A 21,284-nucleotide genomic window follows, 5' to 3' on the forward strand; every position below is an offset into this window, starting at 1 on the left:
TTCACCACCAAACAGCCGCCCTTTTATGGCAGGGGTGAAACTGACCGTCAGTTGGTTTGACGGGCAGCTTCTTTGGCGACTTGAGCGATCATCGAGCGGTGAATGCCGATATCGGCCAGCTCGCGGTCGTTCAGTGCGTTCAGTTCCATCAGGGTGCGGTTGTAAACGGAGCGGCGGGCTTCGAAGCCGCGGACTGCGCTGACGAGACCGGCAAACATGCCCGAACGGTTCTGCATCTCGGTGTTGTACGTGGTAGCCATCGAAATTCCTTTCAGTGTTGGCGCTATCATTACGTCATTGATATGAGATGCTGCGGTGCAGAAAGTACCCCCAAAACCCTCAAACGCGCTATGCACGCAGTGAATACCACTCTCGGCTAGGGAATATGCGTTCAACCCGTAGGGATATTGACTTTATCCGTTCGGATAGTAGAACCGAAATTTGTGAAAAGCTTCAACGCTAGGTTCGTCATGCCCGATACCGGTTACAAGAATATCAGCGGAAATGGTCTCGTTCACGGCTCGTCCGAGATGGATATCATGTTCGGCGGGATCGGCGACGATACGCTGTGCGGGCTCGATAATGACGATGTGATCACCGCGGGCGCGGGCCATGATCTGCTCGAAGGCGGCAACGGCGACGACCTGCTTCTGGCCATCAATGACGATACCGAGGGCGACACGCTCTGCGGCGGTGCGGGCAATGACTACCTGACGATTTCGAGCGGCAGCGGCGGCGCGCGCAATCTCGCGCTGGCTACTCATGTGCTCAAAGGTGACGACGGCGACGATACGTTCGAAGGCACCGGTTTCCACCAGTACTTCGGCGACGCGGGCAACGACTCATTCGAAGTCGAAGGTGCCGAGCTGGTCGATGGCGGCGCAGGCGACGACTACATCGAAGGATGGTTTTCGGAGTTCGTCTACGGCGGCGATGGGATCGACATGATCTACGCCTCCGACGGAAAAATCGCCGATGGCGGTCTGGATGCGGACTCGATCGACGCTTCTCACGTCGAAAAGGTCTATGGCGGTGGCGGCAATGACAACGTTTTTGCGATCGACGCCAAGCTGGTCGACGGCGGTGACGGCGACGACTCGCTCAGCGGCTTTGACGTCAAGAACATCATCGGCGGCAGTGGCAACGACCATATTACCGCAGACAATGTCAGCCGTGCTGTCGGCGGCGAGGGCGACGACGCGTTGTTTGCCAGCAATGTCAAAGTGGTTCTGGGCGGCAGCGGCAACGACGAGATCGACGCCGACTATGTGCGCAAGGTCAACGGCGGGAGCGGCAACGATAAGATTGCCGCCAATAACGTGACAAAGGTCATGGGCGGTAGCGGCAAGGACGAGATTCAAGTCTACAACGTCGGCAAGGTCATGGGCGGCGCTGGTGCGGATACGTTTATTTTCCAAGGCAACACCTCGAAAACCGTGATCAACGGCGGCGGCGGTGTCGATACGGTGGACCTGATGCCGTTCGACCTGAGCTTCGGCACCGACGTCAAGGTCAAAGAAGTCGGCAATGCCGTCCGTGTGTCGGACGATCACTACACGGTGGTGCTCAAGGGCGTGGAGATGGTCGAAACCGGCTCCGGTACCATCACGCTCGACGATCTGGTCGACCTTTTCGGCTAATACACGAAACAGTTGCATCGTGTTCGGCGCCGCTCCAGTCTGGACGGCGGAGGACTCATCATGCTCAGACCCAATGCCAAAACCCGCCGCCTGCGGGATGACCTCATTTGTGAGTTGGTCATCATCGATAGTGACAGCGGCGAGACGGAAATCCTGTACGACAGCACCGCGCTGATCGAGGCACCGAATTGGTCGCCCTGCGGGAAGTGGATCGTCTACAACGCCGACGGCAGGCTTTGGCGGATGGCGGCTGACGGGTCGCAGGGACCGCTTCGCATCGACACGGGCGACGTGCAGGACTGGAACAACGATCACGTCATTTCGGTCGATGGCAGAACGATCTACGGGTCGGTGAATGACGGCCACATCTACGCCGTTCCGTTCGAAGGCGGCGCGCCCCGCCGCGTGACCGAGGATCGCGGCTGGAACTATTACCTGCACGGCGTCGGTGCGGACGAAAATCTGGCCTATGTGGCGCTGGAGTTCTCACCGCCCGTGACGCGGGTCCATCTGCTGGGTGCCGAGGACGTTCAGCTCACCGATGGAGCCTATCCCGTCGACGGTCCAGAATTCTCACCGGATGGTAAGCATGTTTGGTACAACGGCGAAGCGCCCGAACGGGTCGCCGGACATGCCCAGATCTACCGCATGGACCGCGACGGCGGGAACGTCGTGCAGATGACCGGTGGGGAGCGGGTGAACTGGTTTCCGCACGTCTCGCCCGATGGCACGAAGGTCAGCTATATCAGCTATCCGGCGGGCACGCTCGGGCACCCTGCGGACAAGGACGTGCAGATCAGGTTGATGGATATCGACGGCACGAACGACCGTTTGCTCGACAGCTTCAACGGCGGGCAGGGGACGATCAACGTCAATAGCTGGGCCCCTGACAGCCGCCGTTTCGCCTACGTGCGTTACCCTTCGGCGGTCGGAAGCGCGCCCTGAGCTTTGGCGAGCGCGGTGACGAAGGCTGATTTGAAGGTCTGCACGGCGGCGGGTTTCGCGGTGAATTCGGCGTAGGGATAGCGCTCCATCAGGTCCGCGCGTTCGGCGTGGCCGCTGTGGAACACGATCGCGGTGTTTGTCTTGCGCAGGTCCGGCACGAGTACCGTGGACTCGCCGTCCGGAAGGTTGAGGTCCAGCACGGCGATGTCGAATGTCTGCTGCGCGAGCGCTTCGCGGGCCTGTTCGATGTCAAAGGCGCAGACCACCGACTTGGCGCCGCAGGACGAAATCAGCAACTCGAGGTCAAAGCTGATGAGCGCCTCGTCCTCGAGGATCAGAACATCCAGGTCGCGCGAAAAATTGGGCATGATCAGTCCCTTATAGTGATCGTGAGTCTGATATTTAGCCCGTCTGGCTTCCAGTCAAATTCTATATCACCACCGAGCTGACGAAGGCTCTGCGTGATGAGCCGCGAGCCGAAGCCCGACTTGTCCGGCTCGCCGTCGACCTTGGCGCCGTGCTCGGACCAGTTGAGGGTCAGAAGCTTGCCTTCGCGCGAGTAGTCGATCTCCAGATAGCCGTGGGGCTGGGCCAGAGAGCCGTACTTGATCGCATTGGTCAGCAGTTCGTGCAGGATCAGACCAAGCGGCGTCAGCGTGGCAGTCGGCAGCGGCAGGTCGCTGTCGGGCAGGATGACGTTGTTGTCCGTCGTGACGGGACGGAACATGTTCACCAGAAGGCTGCGCAGGCTCACCATCCGCAGATCGCGGTTGTTCTGCGTCAGCTCGTAAGCACGGCCAAGCCCCGCGATGCGTTCTTTCAGCGTAGAGACAAGCTCCGGCTTCGTCTCGCTTTCCATGTCGGTGATCGTCGTCAGGGCAGAGATCACAGCGAACAGGTTCTTCACGCGGTGGTTCATCTCGCGCACCAGCAGGTCCTGACGGATCGAGGCTTCCTGCTGGGCCGTGATGTCGTAGTTCACACCGATCAGGCGCGGGCCTTCTTCGCTGTCGAAGCGTCGGCCAAGGCCCTTGATCCAGCGCGTTTCCCCGCGCTGTGTCCGGACGCGGAACTGGTGTTCGAACGGCAGTCCGGCGGTCACGGTCTTTTCGAACTTCGACCGGAGTTCAGCAAGGTCCTCGGTCAGAACCTTGTCGAAGAACGCTTCCATGTCGTGCGAGTCCGACAGCTGGACGTCGAACAGATCGAGCAGACGTTCGTCCGAGATGAATTCCTGAGTCTCGGGCGCATATTCCCAAACACCGATCTTCGCGCCCGACAGCGCAAAGGCAAGGCGTTCGGACTTCAGCCCGAGCGAGGCTTCGAGCAGTTTCAGTTCGGAAACGTCGTTCAGAACGATCACAGCGCCGCCGCTGTCGAGGTGGCTGGTGCTCTTGTAGGGCAGGCAGCGCATCATGAAATAGCGCGCCTCGTTTTCGAGCCGGACGATCTGGACGTAGGACTTTTTCTCGTTGATGGCGCGGTCGATGACGCTCTTGATATCGACCTTGTCGATCAGCGAACGCACATCGGTCAGCTGGCGGCCCACGTCGCCGGCTTGCAGGCGGAAAGCGGCGGTGGCGGCGTTGGTGAACACGCGCACGCGGGCGTCCTGATCCAACACCACGATACCAAGCTGGGTGGAGCGCAGGATGTTGTCGAGGTCGTCATTCGCGATGGCGATTTCGTCGAGCTTCGTCTTCAGCTCTTCGTTAGCGGTCTCCAGTTCCTCGTTCGCGGACTGGAGTTCCTCGTTCATCGACATCATTTCTTCGTTGGAGCTTTTCAGCTCCTCGTTCGCGGTCTCTAGCTCTTCGACCGTGATGCGCAGTTCGTACCGCAGCTTGCTCAGATCGTTTTCAAGACGGGCAGAGCGGCTGTCCTCGGGGGTGCGCTGCACGAATTTGCTGGAGTATTGCGCCTTGAACTGGCCGTCGTCGATGAACACCAGCGCAACGTTATGATCGGCGGTCATGCGCGAATAGAGCGTGATCTTCTGGACACCAAAGGGCGATGTGACCTCGATCCCCTCCATCGCGATGCCTTCGCCGCGGGCGATGGTGGTTTCGATCACCTCGCCGACGACCTCGGCCAGACCGGGGCGGGCGAGGATGCCGATCAGCTGCTTGCTCTCGCCGTGGACGGATTGCAGGTAGACCGACAATTCGCCGGAGCTTTCGTGAATGTGCCCGTCCTTGTCCACGATGACAAACGGGGGCGCAAAGGCTTCGCGGATCGCGGTGAGGTTCGGGCTGTCGAAATGCTCGAAACGGCCGGCGTTGCGCTGTGCCTTGTCCTTCTTCGCCTCGCGGCTCGTCGCAGAGAAAAGCGTCAGCGGGACGCCACTGCTCAGCGGAGAGTTGTGGCCGACCCGTTTGAAGATGCGCGCCTTCTGGTTCAACGCGCGGAACAGCTCGGTCTTTTTGGAGATGCCTTCGGACGGCCCGAGGAACAGATAGCCGTCGGGGCGAAGCGCATAGTGGAATAGCGGGATGACCTTATCCTGCAAGTCGCTTTCCATATAAATCAGCAGGTTACGGCAGCTGATCAGGTCGAGCTTGCTGAACGGCGGGTCCTTGATCAGCGAATGCACGGAGAACCGGACCATATCGCGGATACGCGGCGCGATCTGGAAAGAGCCCGTATTCCCGATGATGAAACTGTCGCGGAACCGTTCAGGCAGATCACCGATGGCGGCGGCACTGTAGCGGCCTTCGCGGGCAATTTCGATCATCGCGCGGTCGATGTCGGTGGCGAACACCTGAATGCGGCCACGGTATTTGTATTCCCGCGCGGCCTCGTTCAGCAGCATCGCGATGGTGTAGGGTTCCTGACCGCTCGAACATCCGGGGACCCAGACGCGGATTTCGTTCTGGGAAGCGGGATCCTTGACCATCGGTTCGATGACCTCGGTCCGCAGCTTCTCGAAATACTCGGGGTCGCGGAAAAACGCGGTCACGTTGATCAGCAGTTCTTCGATGAGGGCTTCCGCTTCGTCGTCTACTTGGCGCAAACGGTCCACGTAGTCTTCAACTTTGCTCAGGTGAAGGATTTGCATTCGGCGGGCGATACGGCGCAGAAGTGTCGGGGACTTGTAACCCGTAAAATCGAGGCCGGTCTTTTCGTTGATCAGCTCGCAGATGATCGGCAGGCGATTATAAAGCTCGCGCGATTGGCCGATGATCCAGCGATCTTTGCTCTGTGTGAAGAAGCGCGAGATTTCCGGCAGCATACGGTCGGGCGGCAGGATCAGGTCAAGCTGACCCGTGGAAATCGCCGCATTCGGCATCCCGTCATATTTCGCGGTGGAGGGGTCCTGCGCGATGCACAGCCCGCCCGTAGATCGGATCGTGCGCAGACCCAGCGAGCCATCGGTGCCCGTGCCCGACAGGATCACGCCGCAGCCCATTTCGCCCTGCGCCTGCGCCAGCGAGCGCATGAATTCGTCGATGGGGCGGCGCACGCCGCGCGGTTCTTCCAATGGGACAAGGTGCAGGCGTCCGTCGCGAAGTTCGATCATGAACCCCGGTGGGGCGATGTAGACATTGTCGCGCTCGACCAGATCGCCCTCTTCGATCTGCTGGACGGGCAGGTCGGTGACGCGGCTCAGAAGCTCGGTCAGTAATGATTTGTGATGGGGATCGAGGTGCTGGATGACGACATAGGCCATGCCTGCGTCCGCCTCTGCGGTGGCAAAGACTGTCGACATCGCTTCCAGCCCGCCTGCGGAGGCGCCGACCCCGACAATTGGGAAGTCGAACATCGGTTGGACGATCTGATCTGGATCACCTTTTCTGTCGTGGTCCACGATACCCTCACACACTGATCGTCATTGCGTTGTCACTGAACCTTGGAGCCAGCACTAAAGAAAGTCAAACGCCCGCTCCACAACCTATGAGGTCGCGGCGCAGGGCCGAATGCGGATGTTCAGAGAGCCGACTTTGGAAGCGTCATGCGGAAAAGCATCCCGTTGCCTTGCAGATCGCTTTCGTAACTGCCGCCAAGCTGGCGCGCGATCATCAGGTCGAGGAACTGCGAGCCGAAGCCGTCCTGCCCGCGCGGATCGACAGGCTCGGCACACGTCTCGTGCCATTCAATGATCGCCTTGTCGTCGTCGGACATGCGGGCGCTGACATGCAGCTTGCCGCCCGGCGAGCTGAAGGCACCGTACTTCATCGCGTTAGTGCAGAGCTCGTGGAAGATCAGCGGCAGCGAGGTCAGCGAACCCGGCGATAGCGGGATTTCGTCCACGGTGAATGTGATCTCGAAATCGGCGGTATCGCGGTAGGGCTTGCACATCGCGTCCAGCAGCAGCTGCATCGACATGTGCGAGGTGGCTTGCAGTTCTTTCGAGCGCATCCCGATGTCGACCATATCGTGCGCTGCTGCGAGCGCATTGATCCGGCCGCGCAGCACTTTGACGAACTCGTCCTTGTCGTCGATCCCGCGGGAGGTCATCGCGATCATGCCGCTGGTCAGCGCAAAGAGGTTCTTGATCCGGTGGTTCAGCTCGTGGAGCAGCGCCTCGCGGGTTTCCGTCTTGATGTGCTCGGCGCTGACATCGCGCATCACGAGGATCGCAGAGCCGCCGCTCTTGAACACGCGCACTTCGTAGAAACTGTTCTGGCTGGTTTCCGACACGAGCACGGACGGCTCACCGGTTATGCGGGCCGCTGCGATGGCTTGGCGCAGGTCGTTGCGGAACGCCTCGGTCGAGTAATCGAGCATGTCGACGAAGTTCTTGCCCGTGAAGTACGAGATCGCATCGTCGATGTCGCAGGTCAGCTTCGCGCTTTTCTGGAAGGCGGAGTTGAAGAAGACGATGTCGCCGTTCTCATCCAGCTCGACAATCGCGTCCGATACCGAGTGCAGAATGCGTTCGAGCTTCGTCTCCAGCGAGTTGATGGTCTGCTTCTGGCGCAGCGCGTCGGTCACGTCGACACCGGCGGCAATCGCCAGCGTGTCCGAACAGATGCGGCGCGACCATGTGTCGATCACCCGCTCTTCGCCTTCGGCATCGACGAGCTTGAACATCATCGAGTCCACCGGCTGTTTCAGCAGCGCCGCTTTGTAGAGCGGGTAATCCTCGGACTTGGCAGGGGTGCCGTCCATGTGCAGGGCCTTGAGCTGCTCGAGGCTGTTGACCGTGCCCAGCTTGGTGGTCTGGGCGTTGACCAGCTTGTCGATTGCGTCGTTCGAATAGAGGATGCGGCCGGTTTCGTTCTCGGCAATCAGGATGCCGACGGGAACGGTGCGGATGATCTCGCGCAGCGACTTTTCAACAGCGTCGGCGCGTGACCGCTCCAGACGGCGGCGCACCTCGGCCTCGACCCCGCGCGCAACGAGCGCAACGGTTTCCAGATCGTCGTCGGTCCAATTGCGCGGCTGGCTGTCGATCACGCAGAAGCTGCCCAGCACCGCGCCGCCTTCGTTGCGGATCGGATAGCCGAGGTAGGAGATTACGTTCAGATCGACGATAGCGCCGTTGTTCTTGACCAGTTCATGTTCGCGCGCGTCGTTGACGATCAGCGGCGCGTTCATGTCCACGACGTGCTTGCAGAACGAATGACTCAGCGGGGTTTCGCGGGTTTCATGGTAGGGCGCAGCAAGGCCGGTCTGCGCTTTGAAAAACTGACGGTCGGCGTCGACCATCGACACGAGGCTGACCGGCACGCCCAGAAGGCGCGCGCACAGCTTTACAGCATCGTCAAATACGGTCTCGTCGATACGCGACAACATACCTGCGTCGCGCATGTCCGACAGACGCATACGGTTCGCGAGTTCGCGCTCTGTGATGAACTTGATGAGGTTCACGTCGGGCATGGGTGGGTCCTTGCGTAAGGGCGCCGCCAAAGAGGGACGAACGAGCAATGTTATTCAATAGCAGTGGAGATTATACGTTCGTATCGTTCGCAAAAGCAAACCGACAGGTACTGAAATTGCGCACAAAGCCTCATTTTGCACCCCTTGTGAGAAGTCATCTTCATAATGAGACATCGTGGTTGAGTGAAATGCGTCAAACCGTTCTACTTAAACGGTAAAATGGCGATTCGATCATAAAAACGGCCGGAGGATTCGTCCTCCGGCCGTCTATTTGGCATCAAGGTATTCTTATACTGCAGGTACTTATTCAGCCGGTTCTTGCGGAAGGATTGTGATCGTGTCGACACCGGCGCGGGCGCGCAGGCCGTCGCGGTAGATCGCCTTGAACAACGCGATACACATCAGCATCATCACGACAGAGAACGGCAGCGCACCGATCACCATCGCGGTCTGGATCGCCGACAGGCCACCGACGATGAGCAGTGCGCCAACGATGACGGCGAGAATGACACCCCAGAAGATGATGTGCGGACGGGCCTTCGGACCTTCGTCACCGGCGGCGTTGATGGTGTTCACGATCAGAACAGCCGAGTCAGCCGAGGTCACGAGGTAGGTCATGAGCAGGATGACGATGATCACAGCCATGCCCCAACCCAGCACGTCGCCGAGGATGATGTTGGTCATGGTGAAGATCTTGCCACCGTCGCTCGATGCATAGATCGCGCCTTCGGCAACGCCCGAAAGCTCCATGTCGATCGCGGTGCCGCCACCGTAGGAGAACCAGACGAAGCACATGATCGACGGAACGATCATCGCGCCCAGCACGAATTCACGGATGGTACGACCACGCGAAATACGGGCGAGGAACAGACCGACGAACGGTGCGAAAGCGACCCACCATGCCCAGTAGAACACGGTCCAGCCACCCTGCCAGCTCGCCAGAGCCGCCGAGGTTTCGGTGCCGTTGTCGTGGTAGACGGTGAATAGCATTCCCGGCAGCGCGATGATGTATTCCCACATGCCGACGAACAGCGCTTGGGTGCCGAACCATGTCGAGCCGAAGATCATCAGGAACGCCAAAAGGAAGATGCTGAGACCCATGTTGATGTTCGACAGCCACTTGATGCCTTTGCCGACGCCCGAAAGAGCCGACATGGTCGATGCGCCCATAATGATGACCAGCGCGACGACGATGCCAGCGGTGGACGGCGCGCCTTCGCCATTGAGCATCCACGAGCCGAGGCCGATCTGGTTCATGCCTGCGATGAACTGCTCCACGCCAAAGCCAAGGGTCTGCGCAACGCCGAGGATGGTCGCGATCACCGCAACGATGTCGATGATGTGGCCCAGCCAGCCCGACAGCGCGTTACCGAACAGCGGCGTCAGCGACGAACGGATGGTCAGCGGCAGGCCGCGGCGGTAGGCGAAGAACGCCAGCGCGAGGCCGGTCACAGCATAGGACGACCACGCCGAGAAACCCCAGTGAAGGTAGGAGTATTTGTAGGCATTGATGAAGTTGTCCATGTTTTCGCCGTTGGCGAGGCCCTGAATGACTTCGGGGTTGTTCTTGAAGTGGTAGAGCGGCTCGGCAACAGCCCAAGTGAGCATACCGACACCGATGCCGGCACCGAACATCATCGAGAACCACGAGAAGTTCGAGAATTCCGGACGTTCGTTGTCGTGACCCAGACGCAGACGGCCAGCAGCAGGCCAGATCGCGAGGACGAGGCAGACGATCACGAAGAGCGCCATGACCCAGACGTACCACGTCGCGAAGTTGGTCAGGATGAACGAGTTGAAGCCGCTGAGGATCCCGCCGGCTTGCTCGGGAAACACGACGGCCCAGAGAATGAGAAGGCCGACGAGGAGTTTGGAGGTGATGGTGACGTCTTTGCTGAAGCCGTGATAAAAACCGCCTTCGGCAGTTTTGATCGGCAGATCAGATAGTGGAGGTTCAATCTTTGACATGAAAAACAGTGTCCCCTGTTCGCTGGGCGCAAGTCACCCCGCGAGCAGTGCCCATGAACACGCGGGTTGCTCTTATCTTTAGCAAGGCTTGTTGAAGCCGCCTTTTCGCTATCAAATGTCGGATGAGGGCATGCACGGACCGTTCTCGCGGCCGCTAATGACCGCTAAGCAAGAAGTCCTGATGTATGCTCAACCGAGCGGATAAGAGTCCGGCAGAAGCTAGACGACTTTTTCGTGAATGAATGCGGAACCTGCTAATGACTGGTATCGGCAATCCTTATGCCACCTTTGCGCGATACAGCGCCGACTTGTGCCTGTTCGTCATGGTGGCGGAGTGCGGTCAGCTCTCCAAAGCGGCCGAACTCGCGGGGCTGTCGCAGCCGCGTCTGAGCCAGCGGATGAAGTCGCTCGAAGACAGTATCGGGCGCCAGTTGCTGCTTCGCAAACGTCGCGGCGTGGTGCTGACGCAAGCGGGGTTGGACCTGCGGGACGCGATTGCGCCGCATCTCAATGAGACCGTAAGTTCCTTTGTCCGCTACCAAAATGCGCGAAAACGCCGCACGATCGTCATCCAGACGGACCTCGCCTTTGCCAGCTTCCGACTGCTGCAGGTGTTCCCCTCGCTCTGCGCTGCGTTCCCGTCGGTCGGTATTTCCCTGATGACCACGCAGATGCCCGATCTCTCGCCCGGATCGGAGGTCGATATCCTCGTACGGATGGAGGCGCAGCACGAAACGTCCGCGAACGAAACGCTGCTTTTCGGCGAAGAGGTATTCACCGTCTGTAGCCCTGCTTTCAAAGAGCGCCACTCGCCGATGGGTGAGATTGACGACATCGCGAACCTGCCCCTGATCGATCTGACCAGCGGAATCGGTGCGCCGTGGTTCTCGTGGAAATCGTGGCTTGCGGCGCAAGGCGCGCCGATGATGAGCGGTGATCGCCTCGCGTTCGACAGTTACGATCTGGTGATCCAAGCGGCGGAGCAGGGGCTCGGCATCGCGCTTGGCTGGAAGGGGCTGGTGGATAACCGTCTGGAGACCGGAACGCTGGTCGAGGCTTTGCCCCACCGCGCGTCGAGCCATCAGGGCTACTATGTCAAGGTCGTCAACCCGAACGCGCCCGCCGATGTGCGTGCTGTCTATGACTGGCTGACGGACAAATTCTCGCTGGTATAAAAAAGCCGCGGACCCGAAGGCCCGCGGCGTGTGCGCTTAGTCGTCAAGTGCGGGATAGTCGGTGTAGCCGTGCTCGTCGCCGCCGTAGAACGTCGACTGGTCCGGCTCGTTCAGCTCCGCACCGAGGCGGAAACGTTCCGGCAGGTCGGGGTTGGCGATGAACTTCTTGCCGAAGGTCACGGCATCGACCTTGCCATCCGCGATCCGCTGCGACGCCTTGGCGGCATCGTATCCGCCGTTCCCGAAGAAGGCGCCCGAGAAGCGCGAGGCAAGACGTTCCAGCATCTGCTGCTGTTCGTCGGTGGCCTTGCCCGAGAAATCCTCGACGAAGTGCAGATAGGCCAGACCGCGCGGGTCCAGCATGTCGATCACCGCGCCAAAGATGTTCTCCGGATCGCTGTCGTGGATGTCGTTGGCCTGACCCAGCGGCGAAAGGCGGATGCCGACGCGCGATGCAGGGATGACCTCGGTCACGCGATCCAGAACTTCGGTCAGAAAACGCATACGGTTCTCAACGCTGCCGCCGTATTCGTCAGCGCGCTCGTTCGACCCGTCCTGAAGGAACTGGTCGAGCAGATAGCCGTTGGCCGCGTGGACCTCGACACCGTCGAAACCGGCTTTGACGGCGAACTCTGCCGCGCGGCCATAATCCTCGACCGTTTCCGCAATCTGGTCCTTGGTCATCGCGACGGGCTGCGAGGTCGGCTCGAAACCGTTCGCGGTGTAGGTCTGCGATTCAGCGGTGATCGCCGAGGGCGCGTGCGGCGATGCGCCGTTCGGCAGCAGCGACGTGTGGCTGATGCGGCCCACGTGCCAAAGCTGGAGGAAAATACGGCCGCCATTGGCGTGGACTGCATCCACGATCTTGGCCCATTCCTCGGCGTGCTTTTCGGTGTGGATACCGGGCGTGTCGAGGTAGCCCTTGCCCATTTCGGAAATCTGGGTCGCCTCGGTGATGATGAGACCGGCGCTCGCACGCTGTCCATAGTAGGTCTGCGCCCATTCCTTGGGCGTGCCGTCCGAATGCGAACGGTTGCGGGTCAGCGGAGCCATGAGCACGCGGTTAGGCAGCTCGATCTCGTTGATTTTCAATGGCTCGAAGAGGTTTGCGTATTTCGTGCCGGACACATTGGTGTCGTCTCGCATGGGAATATCTCCATTTGAATTCGCTGGTAAACGCACGAAACGAGAAAGCGTTGCGTGTGTGTTCGATGCGCCCCGTGAATTGACGCACAAGCTGCCTATATGAGGTGAAAGAACTGACGGAGACCTCGATGGGCTTGTTCAAAACCGGATTGCTGATGGCCGCGATGACGGCCTTGTTCATGGGTGTCGGCTATCTGCTGGGCGGCACAGGCGGTATGGTCATCGCGCTGGTGATTGCGGCTGCGATGAACGTGCTGTCGTGGTGGAATTCGGACAAGATGGTCCTGCGGATGCACAACGCAAAGCCGATCCCGCCGAACGACCGCATGGGCCTGCATGACATGGTGGCCGAGCTTTCGCGCAACGCCGATCTGCCAATGCCTGCGGTGTATCTGATCGAGACCGCGCAGCCGAACGCCTTTGCCACGGGACGGAACCCCGAAAACGCTGCGGTTGCGGTGACGGCGGGCCTGCTGCAATCGCTCAGCCGCGAAGAGCTGGCGGGCGTCATCGCGCACGAGCTCGCGCACATTAAAAACCGCGACACGCTGACGATGACGATCACCGCGACCTTTGCCGGTGCGATCACCACGCTCGCGAACTTTGCGCTGTTCTTCAACATGGGGCGCAGCGACGAAAACCGCATGGGCCTGATCGGGACGCTGGCGATGATGTTCCTTGCGCCTATGGCCGCGATGCTGGTGCAGATGGCGATCAGCCGGACCCGCGAATACGAGGCCGACCGCATGGGGGCAGAGATTTGCGGCAACCCGATGTGGCTCGCCTCCGCGCTGGAGCGTATCCAGCAGGGCGCGTCGCGGATCGACAACAATCGGGCCGAGGCGAACCCTGCCTCCGCGCATATGTTCATCATTAACCCGCTGCACGCCCACAAGCGTGACAACCTGTTCGCCACGCACCCCGCGACCGAGAACCGCGTCGCAGCGCTGCGCGAAATGGTAGGCGAGATCAGCGCGCCGCGTGCGCCGACCATGCGTTCGTCGCGTATCCCCAAGGTCAGCCGCAACCAGCGCAAAGGGCCTTGGACTTAATCCTCGTCCTCGTCGGTGCCCATGTTGCGCTCGTGGTGTGCAATCGCCTCTTCGACGTCGTCGTAATAGGTGAGCGTGCCTTGCTCCAGAACGGCTCCGGCGGTGCAAAGCTGCCGGATCTGCTTCATCGAGTGGGTGACCACAATTGCGCCCGCGTTCTTCATCCGCTTCTGGAAAACGGCGGCTGACTTGGCCTTGAAGCTGGCGTCACCGACCGATGTCACCTCGTCCACCAGATAGGTGTCGAAGGGAATGCCGATCGACACGCCGAACGCGAGGCGGCTTTTCATGCCCGAAGAATACTTGTTGATCGGCGCGTAGAACTGGTCGCCAAGCTCCGCGAAATCCTCCACGAAACCAATGAGTTCTTCGGTGTCCACGCCGTAAATCCGCGCCACGAACCGTGTGTTCTGCGCGCCCGTCATCGTTTTCTGGAACGAGCCGGCAAAACCGACGGGGAATGACACGGTGCCCGTTTTCACAATGCGGCCCGAGTCCGGCATGAGGCGTCCGCCGATCATGTCCATCATCGTCGATTTGCCCGCGCCGTTACGGCCCAAAAGGCCGACCGAAACGCCCGTCGGGAACTCCACATTGACGTCCCGCGCGATCCATTTGCGGCCGCGCGGCGTGCGGAAGCTTTTGCTGATATTCTCCAGCCGGATCATGTCAGCGGCGGTCTCTCACGGCGTAGAACACGAGGCTCGAAATCGCCCAGATCAGGAAAGCGAACAGCGCCACGATGCCGACGATCAGCTCGCGCTGCGGATACTCGGCCTTTTCGGCCAGCGTCGGGCGCACATAGGCGGCGAGGTAACGGCTTTGCCGCTGCGCTTCGGCCAGTGCGGCGTCATAAGCGGTGCGCGCGGCAACGTAGGTCCGTTCCGCAAATTCGCGGTCGGCTGTCAGACGTTCGAAGTCGGCAATCGTGTCCGCATAGCTGCTTCCGCCCGGACCCTGACCCTGCGCACCGAACTTCTCGCGCTCCGCATCGATGCGTTCCTGAATGACGTCGATACGGCGCTGCGCTTGGGTCAGACGCGGGTCGTTGGTCTGCGTGTTCAGCGATACGAGGTCAAATTCGATCAGCGCCTCGGCCAGCTGGTTTTGCAGGTTCGTCAGAAGGCCCATCTGCGACTGGATGTCGGCGGACGGATCGACGATCTGGTTGGACAGACGGAACGTGGTCAGGTTCTCGCGCGCGTTGCGCACTGCATCCTCGGCGCGGGTCAGATCCTCGCGGGCATACGATGTGGCGTCCTCGCGCGCCTGCTGCGACAGCTCGTTAATCATGGCCGAGCTTTGTGCGAAAACCTCTTCGGCGATGACCTTCGCGTCGTCTGCGTTGAACGCTTTCACCCGCAGCTGCATCAGGCCCGAGCCCGCATCGAAATGCACGCGCACCATCCGTGCCCAGAAATCGGTGAGGTCTTCGATCGTGCCGTCGGGATCAAAGGTCATCAGCGGGTCGGAGCTGTGCTCGACGCTCCACTTCGCCCGCAGGTCCACAGCTTCGTCCACCAGCTTCACGATTTCCTGGCTGCGGACGTATTCATAGAGGATTTCGGCGTCGTTGCTACCGCCGCCTCCCAGAACCGAGCCGATGCCACCCAACAGATCGGTGGCCGACGCGGTTTCTTCGGCGCGAACGGTGAAGCCCACGGTGGACGCATATTGGTCCTGCGCGATGGTATAAAGATAGAATGCCGCTGCCGCGACGGGCCCGAGAACGATAATCACGAACCAGAGAAGAATACCGCGGTGACGCTTTTGCGGACGGGCAGGGGTCGCCATCGGGCGAACGGTGACGCGGGGCAATTGCTTGCCGCCTTTACCGCCCTTGTTATTACCGCCGCCGCCGTTCTTCTTTCCGCCCATATTGCGGAGGCCGCGCTTCTGCTGCGGCTCTTCGGACTGCTGGTCGTTTGTTTCGTCGTTCATTCTTGTGTCCGTTCTGCTCGGCCGTAGCGTACTGCCTTGCCGGTCATTTCGCCAAATCCAAATCGGGGACTAGCCGGAATTCTAAAGGGTCATCGCTCAGTTCTCCATGGTTTCGGTGTAGTACCGGCCAAGGAAAAACAGCGAGATCGCAAAGATCGTCAGCGGCACCGCCAGCGCATAGGCGAGCGAGACGTAGCTGGCTTCGTACATCGGATAGAAGCCCTTACGTACCAGCCCCGTGGCATGGATCAACGGGTTCCACCACAGGATCTGCTGCGCGAGCCGTGGCAGGTCGTCCATGATGAACAGCACGCCCGACGCGATGAAAAGCGGCCTGTTGATGATCGACCAGATGTTCTGCCAGAGCGGATAGAGACCGCTCAGCAAACAGTTCGTCGTTCCGATCGCGAGGCCCGAAATGATGGCCACGAGCAGCCCTTCGACGATGTGCACGACGTCCAGCTCCACGCTTTCGTCGATCAACATGATGATCGAGGTCATCAGAATGCAGAACACGGTGATGCTGGTGATGATCGACAGCACGCCCCGCGCGGCCAGCGCGTCGATCCACGTCACCCGCGGATAGGCGAGCAGCGATTTGGAATAGCGCATGGATTGCGTGAGTTTCGATGTCAGATCCTGATAGAGCTGGAACGGCACAACGCCCGTTGCATAGAACAGGATAAAGCTCGTTCCCAGCGACGGCGCACGCACAACGAGCGAAAAGGCCAAGGACAGAAACAGAATGCCCGCGACCGGCTCGAGAATGGCCCAAGCGTAACCACCCGGCGATTTGCCGTAGGTCGATCCCATCTCGCGCATCACCAGCGCGGTGATGACGCGCGCCGTGATAAATCTGGGCAGAGGCAGTGCAGCCATGTGTTCCGTCTCGATCGTTCCGTTCAGACTCTTATGCCTGTCTTCCGCCCGCGTCCATCCGATTACAATTCGCGCGCGGTGCTATCAGTGCAGCCTAACTCCTAATATCCATTTAATCATTTCCAAATAGAATTATGATCCTATTGTGAGCCAAGGCACCTTTTGATGTGTTCACCAAATTTGAATAGCAAGCGTTATCACATGTCCATTTCGCAGTCCGACCCGCAAAATCTGGTCATTCTCGGTGTTGCCGACAAAGACCTTCTGAAACGGAGAATGGAGGCGAACGGGCGCAGCTATGCTCGCACGCTGATCGTCGATCCCGAGTGCGAAAGCGTCGCGCATTTCTTCGCTGGCGCGGAGTGTATCGAGGCGGTTGCCGGGGCTGCCGATGGGCCCAAGCGGATGCAGTGGTTCAACATGCCGGGCCTTCGCAGTACGCGCGATGTTGCGCCCGCGTTGAAGCGCCTCTTTCCAGGTTTGACCGTCACGAAAATAGCAGAAGTGCAAAGTATTCAGGTCTCTACTGTGCTTGGCAAACTGGGTGAGGCGGAATTCGACCTCTGGATTGACTTGCCGGGGGACGAAGCTGATGTGCTGGCCGCCGTGCTGGCCGATGCATCCTCCAAACGTATCGCGTCACTGAAAATCCGCACTGAAATCGAAGAGTATTTCGAGGGCAGCGCCCCGCAGCAGGCCGTGCAGGACACGTTGGTGAGCCACCACTTCACTGTAGGCTCCACTGGTCTGTCGGACCCCGACTGGCCCGATCTGAGTGTCGAGCCCGACGCGCTCGTCCGCGAGGTCGAAGAGCTGCGCACCCAGCTCGCCGAGGCCGAAACGATGGCCTACCGGATCAATGAGCTGACGGAGTCCGAAAAGGCACTGAAGCAGAAGCTGGAAGCCACCGAGAAGCGGCTGTCAGAGGCAGAAAAAAAGTCCTCTCTGGTCGATCAATTGGTGACGGCGAAGGAAGAACTGCAATCGCGCAACCTTGAGCTTGGGGCGCAGATCGAACAGCTGCGGGCCGAGGCAAAACGCGCTGCCGACCTCGAACAGAAGGCCGAGGCGCTGCAAGGTCAGCTCGATGGCGCGAACTCCGCCGTAAACGTCGCCCGCGCTGCGACCGAGGCGAAGGCAAAGGAACTGGACGAGGCCGCCGGTCAGATCGAGGACCTGAAAAAGCAGGTTTACGAGAAGGCCAACACCCTCGATGACTACAAGGACCTCGTCGCCAAGAACGCCGAACTGACCAAGCAACTCGACGCCGAGAAAAAGGCTCATAATGCGGTGAAAACCGCACGCCAGAACGAGCGCGTGGCTGTCGCCGAAGCGCATGAAAAGGCGGCGCGCCTTGAACAGAACTACCGCGCCGCGCGGCAGGATCTATCGACCGCCCTCCAGCAGCAGACGATGACGCAGGCGAACTTCGCCGACCTTCAGCAGCGCTATAACAAATTGGCCGATGACAATCGGAAGTTTGCCGAATTGCTTGGCCAGTTGCAGCCGCGTCTGGTGGAGGCGGCGCAGCAGCTTCGGAGCACGGACAAACGCCTCGATGCGCCGAAGCCCAAGCGCGCGAAGCCTTCGAAAAAGACGAAGGTGTGATGTGACCGACAAACCCGACAGCGCCGCTGACCTGTTCGATCAAGCCTCCTCGATGATCGAGGAGATGCAGCGCGAAACCGCGACAACTCTGCCCGCGCTGCCCCTGCCGAGCCTGCTGGAACGCTGCACCGAGCTGCTGTTCTCGGACGCCGTACCGGTTCTGCACGCGGTCCATGTCTTGGCGGGTCTCCCGCTCGCAAAGCCGGAGTGGTGGGAAAAGCGCACCGTCAATCTGTCATGCGTTTCAGTCGGTGACATGATGGCCGAGCTGCGCCGCACTGGCCTCGGCGATACCGAAATCAGCGAACTGATCGCGGATCATATCGGCGGGCTTCGTGCCGCTTTGCAAGCGCGAGGGAAGGACTTGCTGGTCCTGATCCCGACCGGTTTCGCGCAGTCGCCAGTGCTGATCGAAGGCGCCCAGAACCACGTGATCGTGGCGCACCCCGCAACGCTTTGGACAACTGCCAAACTGGGCGAATACACCCGCCCGTTCGAGCCGACCGCAGTTCACCGGATCGAGGATTTCGCCGACTGTATCTTTGGCGATCACCGCTCCTTGTTCAGGGCGCTTCAGGTGCGGGCGTTCGATTTCGTGCTGCCACAGGACGGCGAGGTGCAGGTCAAAGAGGTCGCCGTCAGCACCGAAGGCAAGCCGTTCGAGAAGCTCTGCAACAAGCTCGGTTATAGTCCCGCCAAGTTCGACAAACTCACGATCAAAGCGTCCGCCGCCCCCGCCGTTCATAGGTCTGACGTCGGGGAGACCGTTGCTCTGATCTCCGGCTTCATGCGCCGCGTGACCGAGATCGCGGACTATTTCGACATCGCGCCCGACATCGACTGGACCCACATCTACAAAACGCTCGACGGCGCGCTGGCGAACCAAGGCGCGGACTTCTTCGAACTGGTCGAAAATGGCGTAACGGGCCGTAGCGATTTTGACCGTATCATGATGTACCTCGCCGCTTCTGCGCATTTCCATCAGGCAGGTCTGCGGCTCCATGCGCTCGATTTTGCTGGCCGCGCCGAGCAGCTGATCCAGCCGAGTGACCGCTGGCTGCGGGTCCTTGTCGCGACGCTGAAGGTCGACCTGAACGCCCAAAATGACGCGGTGTGGTACCTCGCCAGTGATGCGGTCGAGGCGGTGCAAGGGAACCTCCGCAAGACACTCGATACCGTCCTCACCACCATCGCGCCGAAGCCTGCCGCTGCCGAACACGGCCACGCGCTGCTCATGACCCACTGGCAAACCAACCCGCCCGCTGACATCGGGCGAAAGCGCAAGCTGATCGAAATCGGCACCACGCGCGAGGAAGTGCCGGGGCAGGGGTCGACCCGCAAGCTGGCGGAGGTCTGCAAGAACCTCGGGCTGGACTTTGTCACCGTCGACATGGACCCGCGCAATGGCCGTGAGGCGCAGCAGATGTTCGATCGCATGGGCTATGATTTCAAAGCGGTCACCAGCAAGGGCGAGGATTTCCTTGCCGCTTATGACGGCGAGATCGATTTCGTGTTTCTAGACGCTTACGATTTCGACCACGGGATGCACAGCGAGATCCGCCAGAGCCGCTACGAGAAGTTCCTCGGCGCGCGCATCGACGAAGAGGCCTGCCACAAGATGCACCTCGATTGCGCGGAGTCGCTGATCACCAAGCTCGCGCCCGACGGGTTGATCTGCTTTGACGATACATGGCAGGACGAGAATGGAAACTGGACGGCCAAGGGCACCACGGCGATGCCGTTCCTGCTCGCCAATGGCTTCGAGGTGATCCGCAAGGAAAACAAAGCGGCGCTGCTCAAGCGCGTTTAAGCGGGCTGCGCGGCGATGAATGATAACGATAGTTCTGGCGGCCTTCTGACGGTCGATTGGGAGCTCGCCACAGAGCTGGAACGGGCGCTTTGGGAGCGGCCCGAGAAAGGCTCGACCGAGCTCGATATGCTCGACCCTTATCCGTTCCTGATGGGCGGAGAGCCGTTGGCGCACCATCCGGCGCACATCAAAGCGGCGCTTGACCGGTCGCTGCCGCTATTCCGTCAGTTCGTGTCCGAACGCACGTTGGACACGGCGGTCCTCGTGGGCAATGGACCGTCGCTTCTGAAAACCGACCTGTCCGCGCTCGAAGGGCAGGACGTCTACATCACCAACTATGCGGTGAAGAACGCGGACCTCGCGACACACGCCAAGGCTGTCGCAGTGTCCAATTACCTCGTCGCCGAGCAGGACCCAGCCGCGTTTCGCGATCTGAACGTCTGGAAGGTCTTCCCCGTCTGGCTGTCTCACATCCTGCCGCCCGACCCGAAGACGATTTACCTTAACGCCCAAGGCGGCGAATTAAGGTTTTCGACCGACGTGACCAGCCATGTGTTCTGGCACTCCACGGTGAGCTTTTTCTGGCTGCAAATCCTGTATTCGGCGGGCTACCGGAAGGTCTGCATGATCGGGTTCGACAACACCTACCAGCAGCCGAAGGACCTGCGCGAAGGGGACATTGTCGAGCAGACGGCCGACGACGCCAACCACTTCGACGCCAGCTATTTCAAGGGGAAGAAATGGCAGGCGGCGGACACGGGGAAAATGGCCGAAACTTATGACATTTCACGCAAAATCTACGAGGCCGACGGCCGCGAGATCGTCAATTGCACAGTCGGCGGCGCGCTCGAGGTCTTTCGCCGTGGCGATCTGGCGGAGGAGCTTTCTCCGGCTGTGCCGTTGCCAAAGCCGGAGCGTTTGCGGACCAAGGAGCGGACCGCCATTGTGGTGCGGTTCGATGCGTCCGAACTGGAGGAGCTGGAGGATATCTGGACCAAGCTTGACCAATGGCGCGTCAGCGACGTGGCCATCATTCCGGTCTGCGCCGACGCCTGTCCGTTAACCATCCTGCCGGATGTCGTCGAACATGCCGGCAGCGATGCGGAGTTGACCGATCTTTTGCAGCACCAGCCGCTCAACCACCTCTATTTCGCGGACGTCAGCACCCTGCGGAAGACGCTCGAAACCTACCGCACCACTGGCGCGAGGCTCTATGCACAGATCGAACAGATGCCGGCTCGCAAAGCAGCCTCGACCCATCTGATCGAAGCTTTCACTTTCGCGCCTTAATCGACGT

Annotated in this window: 16 protein-coding genes; 7 read left to right on the plus strand and 9 right to left on the minus strand. The window is 60.2% G+C overall.

Annotated features, from left to right (window positions below):
- Positions 1 to 47: 47 nt before the first annotated feature.
- Positions 48 to 260, minus strand: coding sequence for a DUF1127 domain-containing protein (locus HCZ30_RS15460; RefSeq protein ID WP_167639213.1), 213 nt, complete (start codon positions 258 to 260; stop codon positions 48 to 50).
- Between the two features lie 210 nt (positions 261 to 470).
- Between HCZ30_RS15460 and HCZ30_RS15465 the strand changes: the two genes are divergently transcribed.
- A complete protein-coding gene (locus tag HCZ30_RS15465; RefSeq protein WP_167639214.1) occupies positions 471 to 1,640 on the plus strand; it encodes a calcium-binding protein in 1,170 nt (389 codons plus the stop codon).
- Between the two features lie 60 nt (positions 1,641 to 1,700).
- Complete coding sequence (locus tag HCZ30_RS15470) at positions 1,701 to 2,585, plus strand: TolB family protein (RefSeq protein ID WP_167639215.1); 885 nt, start codon at positions 1,701 to 1,703, stop codon at positions 2,583 to 2,585.
- On the opposite strand, the gene HCZ30_RS15475 is transcribed toward HCZ30_RS15470, so the two are convergent.
- The 4 genes from HCZ30_RS15475 to HCZ30_RS15490 form a co-directional block, all read right to left on the minus strand.
- Entirely contained in the window at positions 2,555 to 2,953 is a 399-nt protein-coding gene (locus tag HCZ30_RS15475; protein ID WP_167639216.1) for a response regulator, read from the minus strand. The genes HCZ30_RS15470 and HCZ30_RS15475 overlap by 31 nt on opposite strands.
- Before the next feature lie 2 nt (positions 2,954 to 2,955).
- Positions 2,956 to 6,393, minus strand: a complete 3,438-nt coding sequence (locus HCZ30_RS15480) for a CheR family methyltransferase (RefSeq protein WP_167639217.1) — start codon at positions 6,391 to 6,393, stop codon at positions 2,956 to 2,958.
- Positions 6,394 to 6,512: 119 nt separating this feature from the next.
- Positions 6,513 to 8,408, minus strand: a complete 1,896-nt coding sequence (locus HCZ30_RS15485; protein WP_167639218.1) for an HWE histidine kinase domain-containing protein — start codon at positions 8,406 to 8,408, stop codon at positions 6,513 to 6,515.
- Between the two features lie 303 nt (positions 8,409 to 8,711).
- A complete protein-coding gene (locus HCZ30_RS15490; RefSeq protein ID WP_167639219.1) occupies positions 8,712 to 10,376 on the minus strand; it encodes a BCCT family transporter in 1,665 nt (554 codons plus the stop codon).
- 257 nt (positions 10,377 to 10,633) lie between these two features.
- On the opposite strand from HCZ30_RS15490, the gene HCZ30_RS15495 reads away from it, so the two are divergent.
- Positions 10,634 to 11,551 (plus strand): LysR substrate-binding domain-containing protein, encoded by a 918-nt coding sequence (locus HCZ30_RS15495; protein ID WP_167639220.1) that lies wholly within the window; start codon positions 10,634 to 10,636, stop codon positions 11,549 to 11,551.
- A 36-nt stretch (positions 11,552 to 11,587) separates the two neighbouring features.
- Here HCZ30_RS15495 and HCZ30_RS15500 read toward each other — a convergent pair whose 3' ends face one another.
- Positions 11,588 to 12,697, minus strand: a complete 1,110-nt coding sequence (locus tag HCZ30_RS15500; protein ID WP_175581063.1) for an alkene reductase — start codon at positions 12,695 to 12,697, stop codon at positions 11,588 to 11,590.
- A 128-nt stretch (positions 12,698 to 12,825) separates the two neighbouring features.
- On the opposite strand from HCZ30_RS15500, the gene htpX reads away from it, so the two are divergent.
- Positions 12,826 to 13,749, plus strand: a complete 924-nt coding sequence (gene htpX, locus HCZ30_RS15505; protein ID WP_167639221.1) for a zinc metalloprotease HtpX — start codon at positions 12,826 to 12,828, stop codon at positions 13,747 to 13,749.
- On the opposite strand, the gene HCZ30_RS15510 is transcribed toward htpX, so the two are convergent.
- From HCZ30_RS15510 to HCZ30_RS15520, 3 genes are all read right to left on the minus strand, one after another.
- Positions 13,746 to 14,417 (minus strand): ABC transporter ATP-binding protein, encoded by a 672-nt coding sequence (locus tag HCZ30_RS15510; protein ID WP_167639222.1) that lies wholly within the window; start codon positions 14,415 to 14,417, stop codon positions 13,746 to 13,748. The two genes, htpX and HCZ30_RS15510, sit on opposite strands and share 4 nt — an antisense overlap.
- A 1-nt stretch (position 14,418) precedes the next feature.
- Entirely contained in the window at positions 14,419 to 15,690 is a 1,272-nt protein-coding gene (locus tag HCZ30_RS15515; protein ID WP_228069550.1) for a sugar transporter, read from the minus strand.
- A gap of 96 nt (positions 15,691 to 15,786) precedes the next feature.
- The gene (locus tag HCZ30_RS15520) at positions 15,787 to 16,569 is read right to left on the minus strand and encodes an ABC transporter permease (RefSeq protein WP_167639223.1); all 783 of its coding nucleotides are present in this window, start codon (positions 16,567 to 16,569) and stop codon (positions 15,787 to 15,789) included.
- 201 nt (positions 16,570 to 16,770) lie between these two features.
- Here HCZ30_RS15520 and HCZ30_RS15525 point away from each other — a divergent pair, with 201 nt between their 5' ends.
- Genes HCZ30_RS15525 through HCZ30_RS15535 form a run of 3 tightly spaced genes read left to right on the plus strand, consistent with a single transcriptional unit; the run spans position 16,771 to position 21,277 of the window.
- Complete coding sequence (locus tag HCZ30_RS15525; protein WP_167639224.1) at positions 16,771 to 18,177, plus strand: hypothetical protein; 1,407 nt, start codon at positions 16,771 to 16,773, stop codon at positions 18,175 to 18,177.
- A gap of 1 nt (position 18,178) precedes the next feature.
- Positions 18,179 to 19,987, plus strand: coding sequence for a hypothetical protein (locus HCZ30_RS15530; RefSeq protein WP_167639225.1), 1,809 nt, complete (start codon positions 18,179 to 18,181; stop codon positions 19,985 to 19,987).
- 15 nt (positions 19,988 to 20,002) lie between these two features.
- Positions 20,003 to 21,277: a hypothetical protein gene (locus HCZ30_RS15535; RefSeq protein ID WP_167639226.1), complete on the plus strand. Its 1,275-nt coding sequence runs from the start codon at positions 20,003 to 20,005 to the stop codon at positions 21,275 to 21,277.
- The last annotated feature ends 7 nt before the right edge of the window (positions 21,278 to 21,284 follow it).

This window comes from Marivivens donghaensis (genome assembly GCF_011806565.1).
Taxonomy (GTDB): Bacteria; Pseudomonadota; Alphaproteobacteria; order Rhodobacterales; family Rhodobacteraceae; genus Marivivens; species Marivivens donghaensis_A.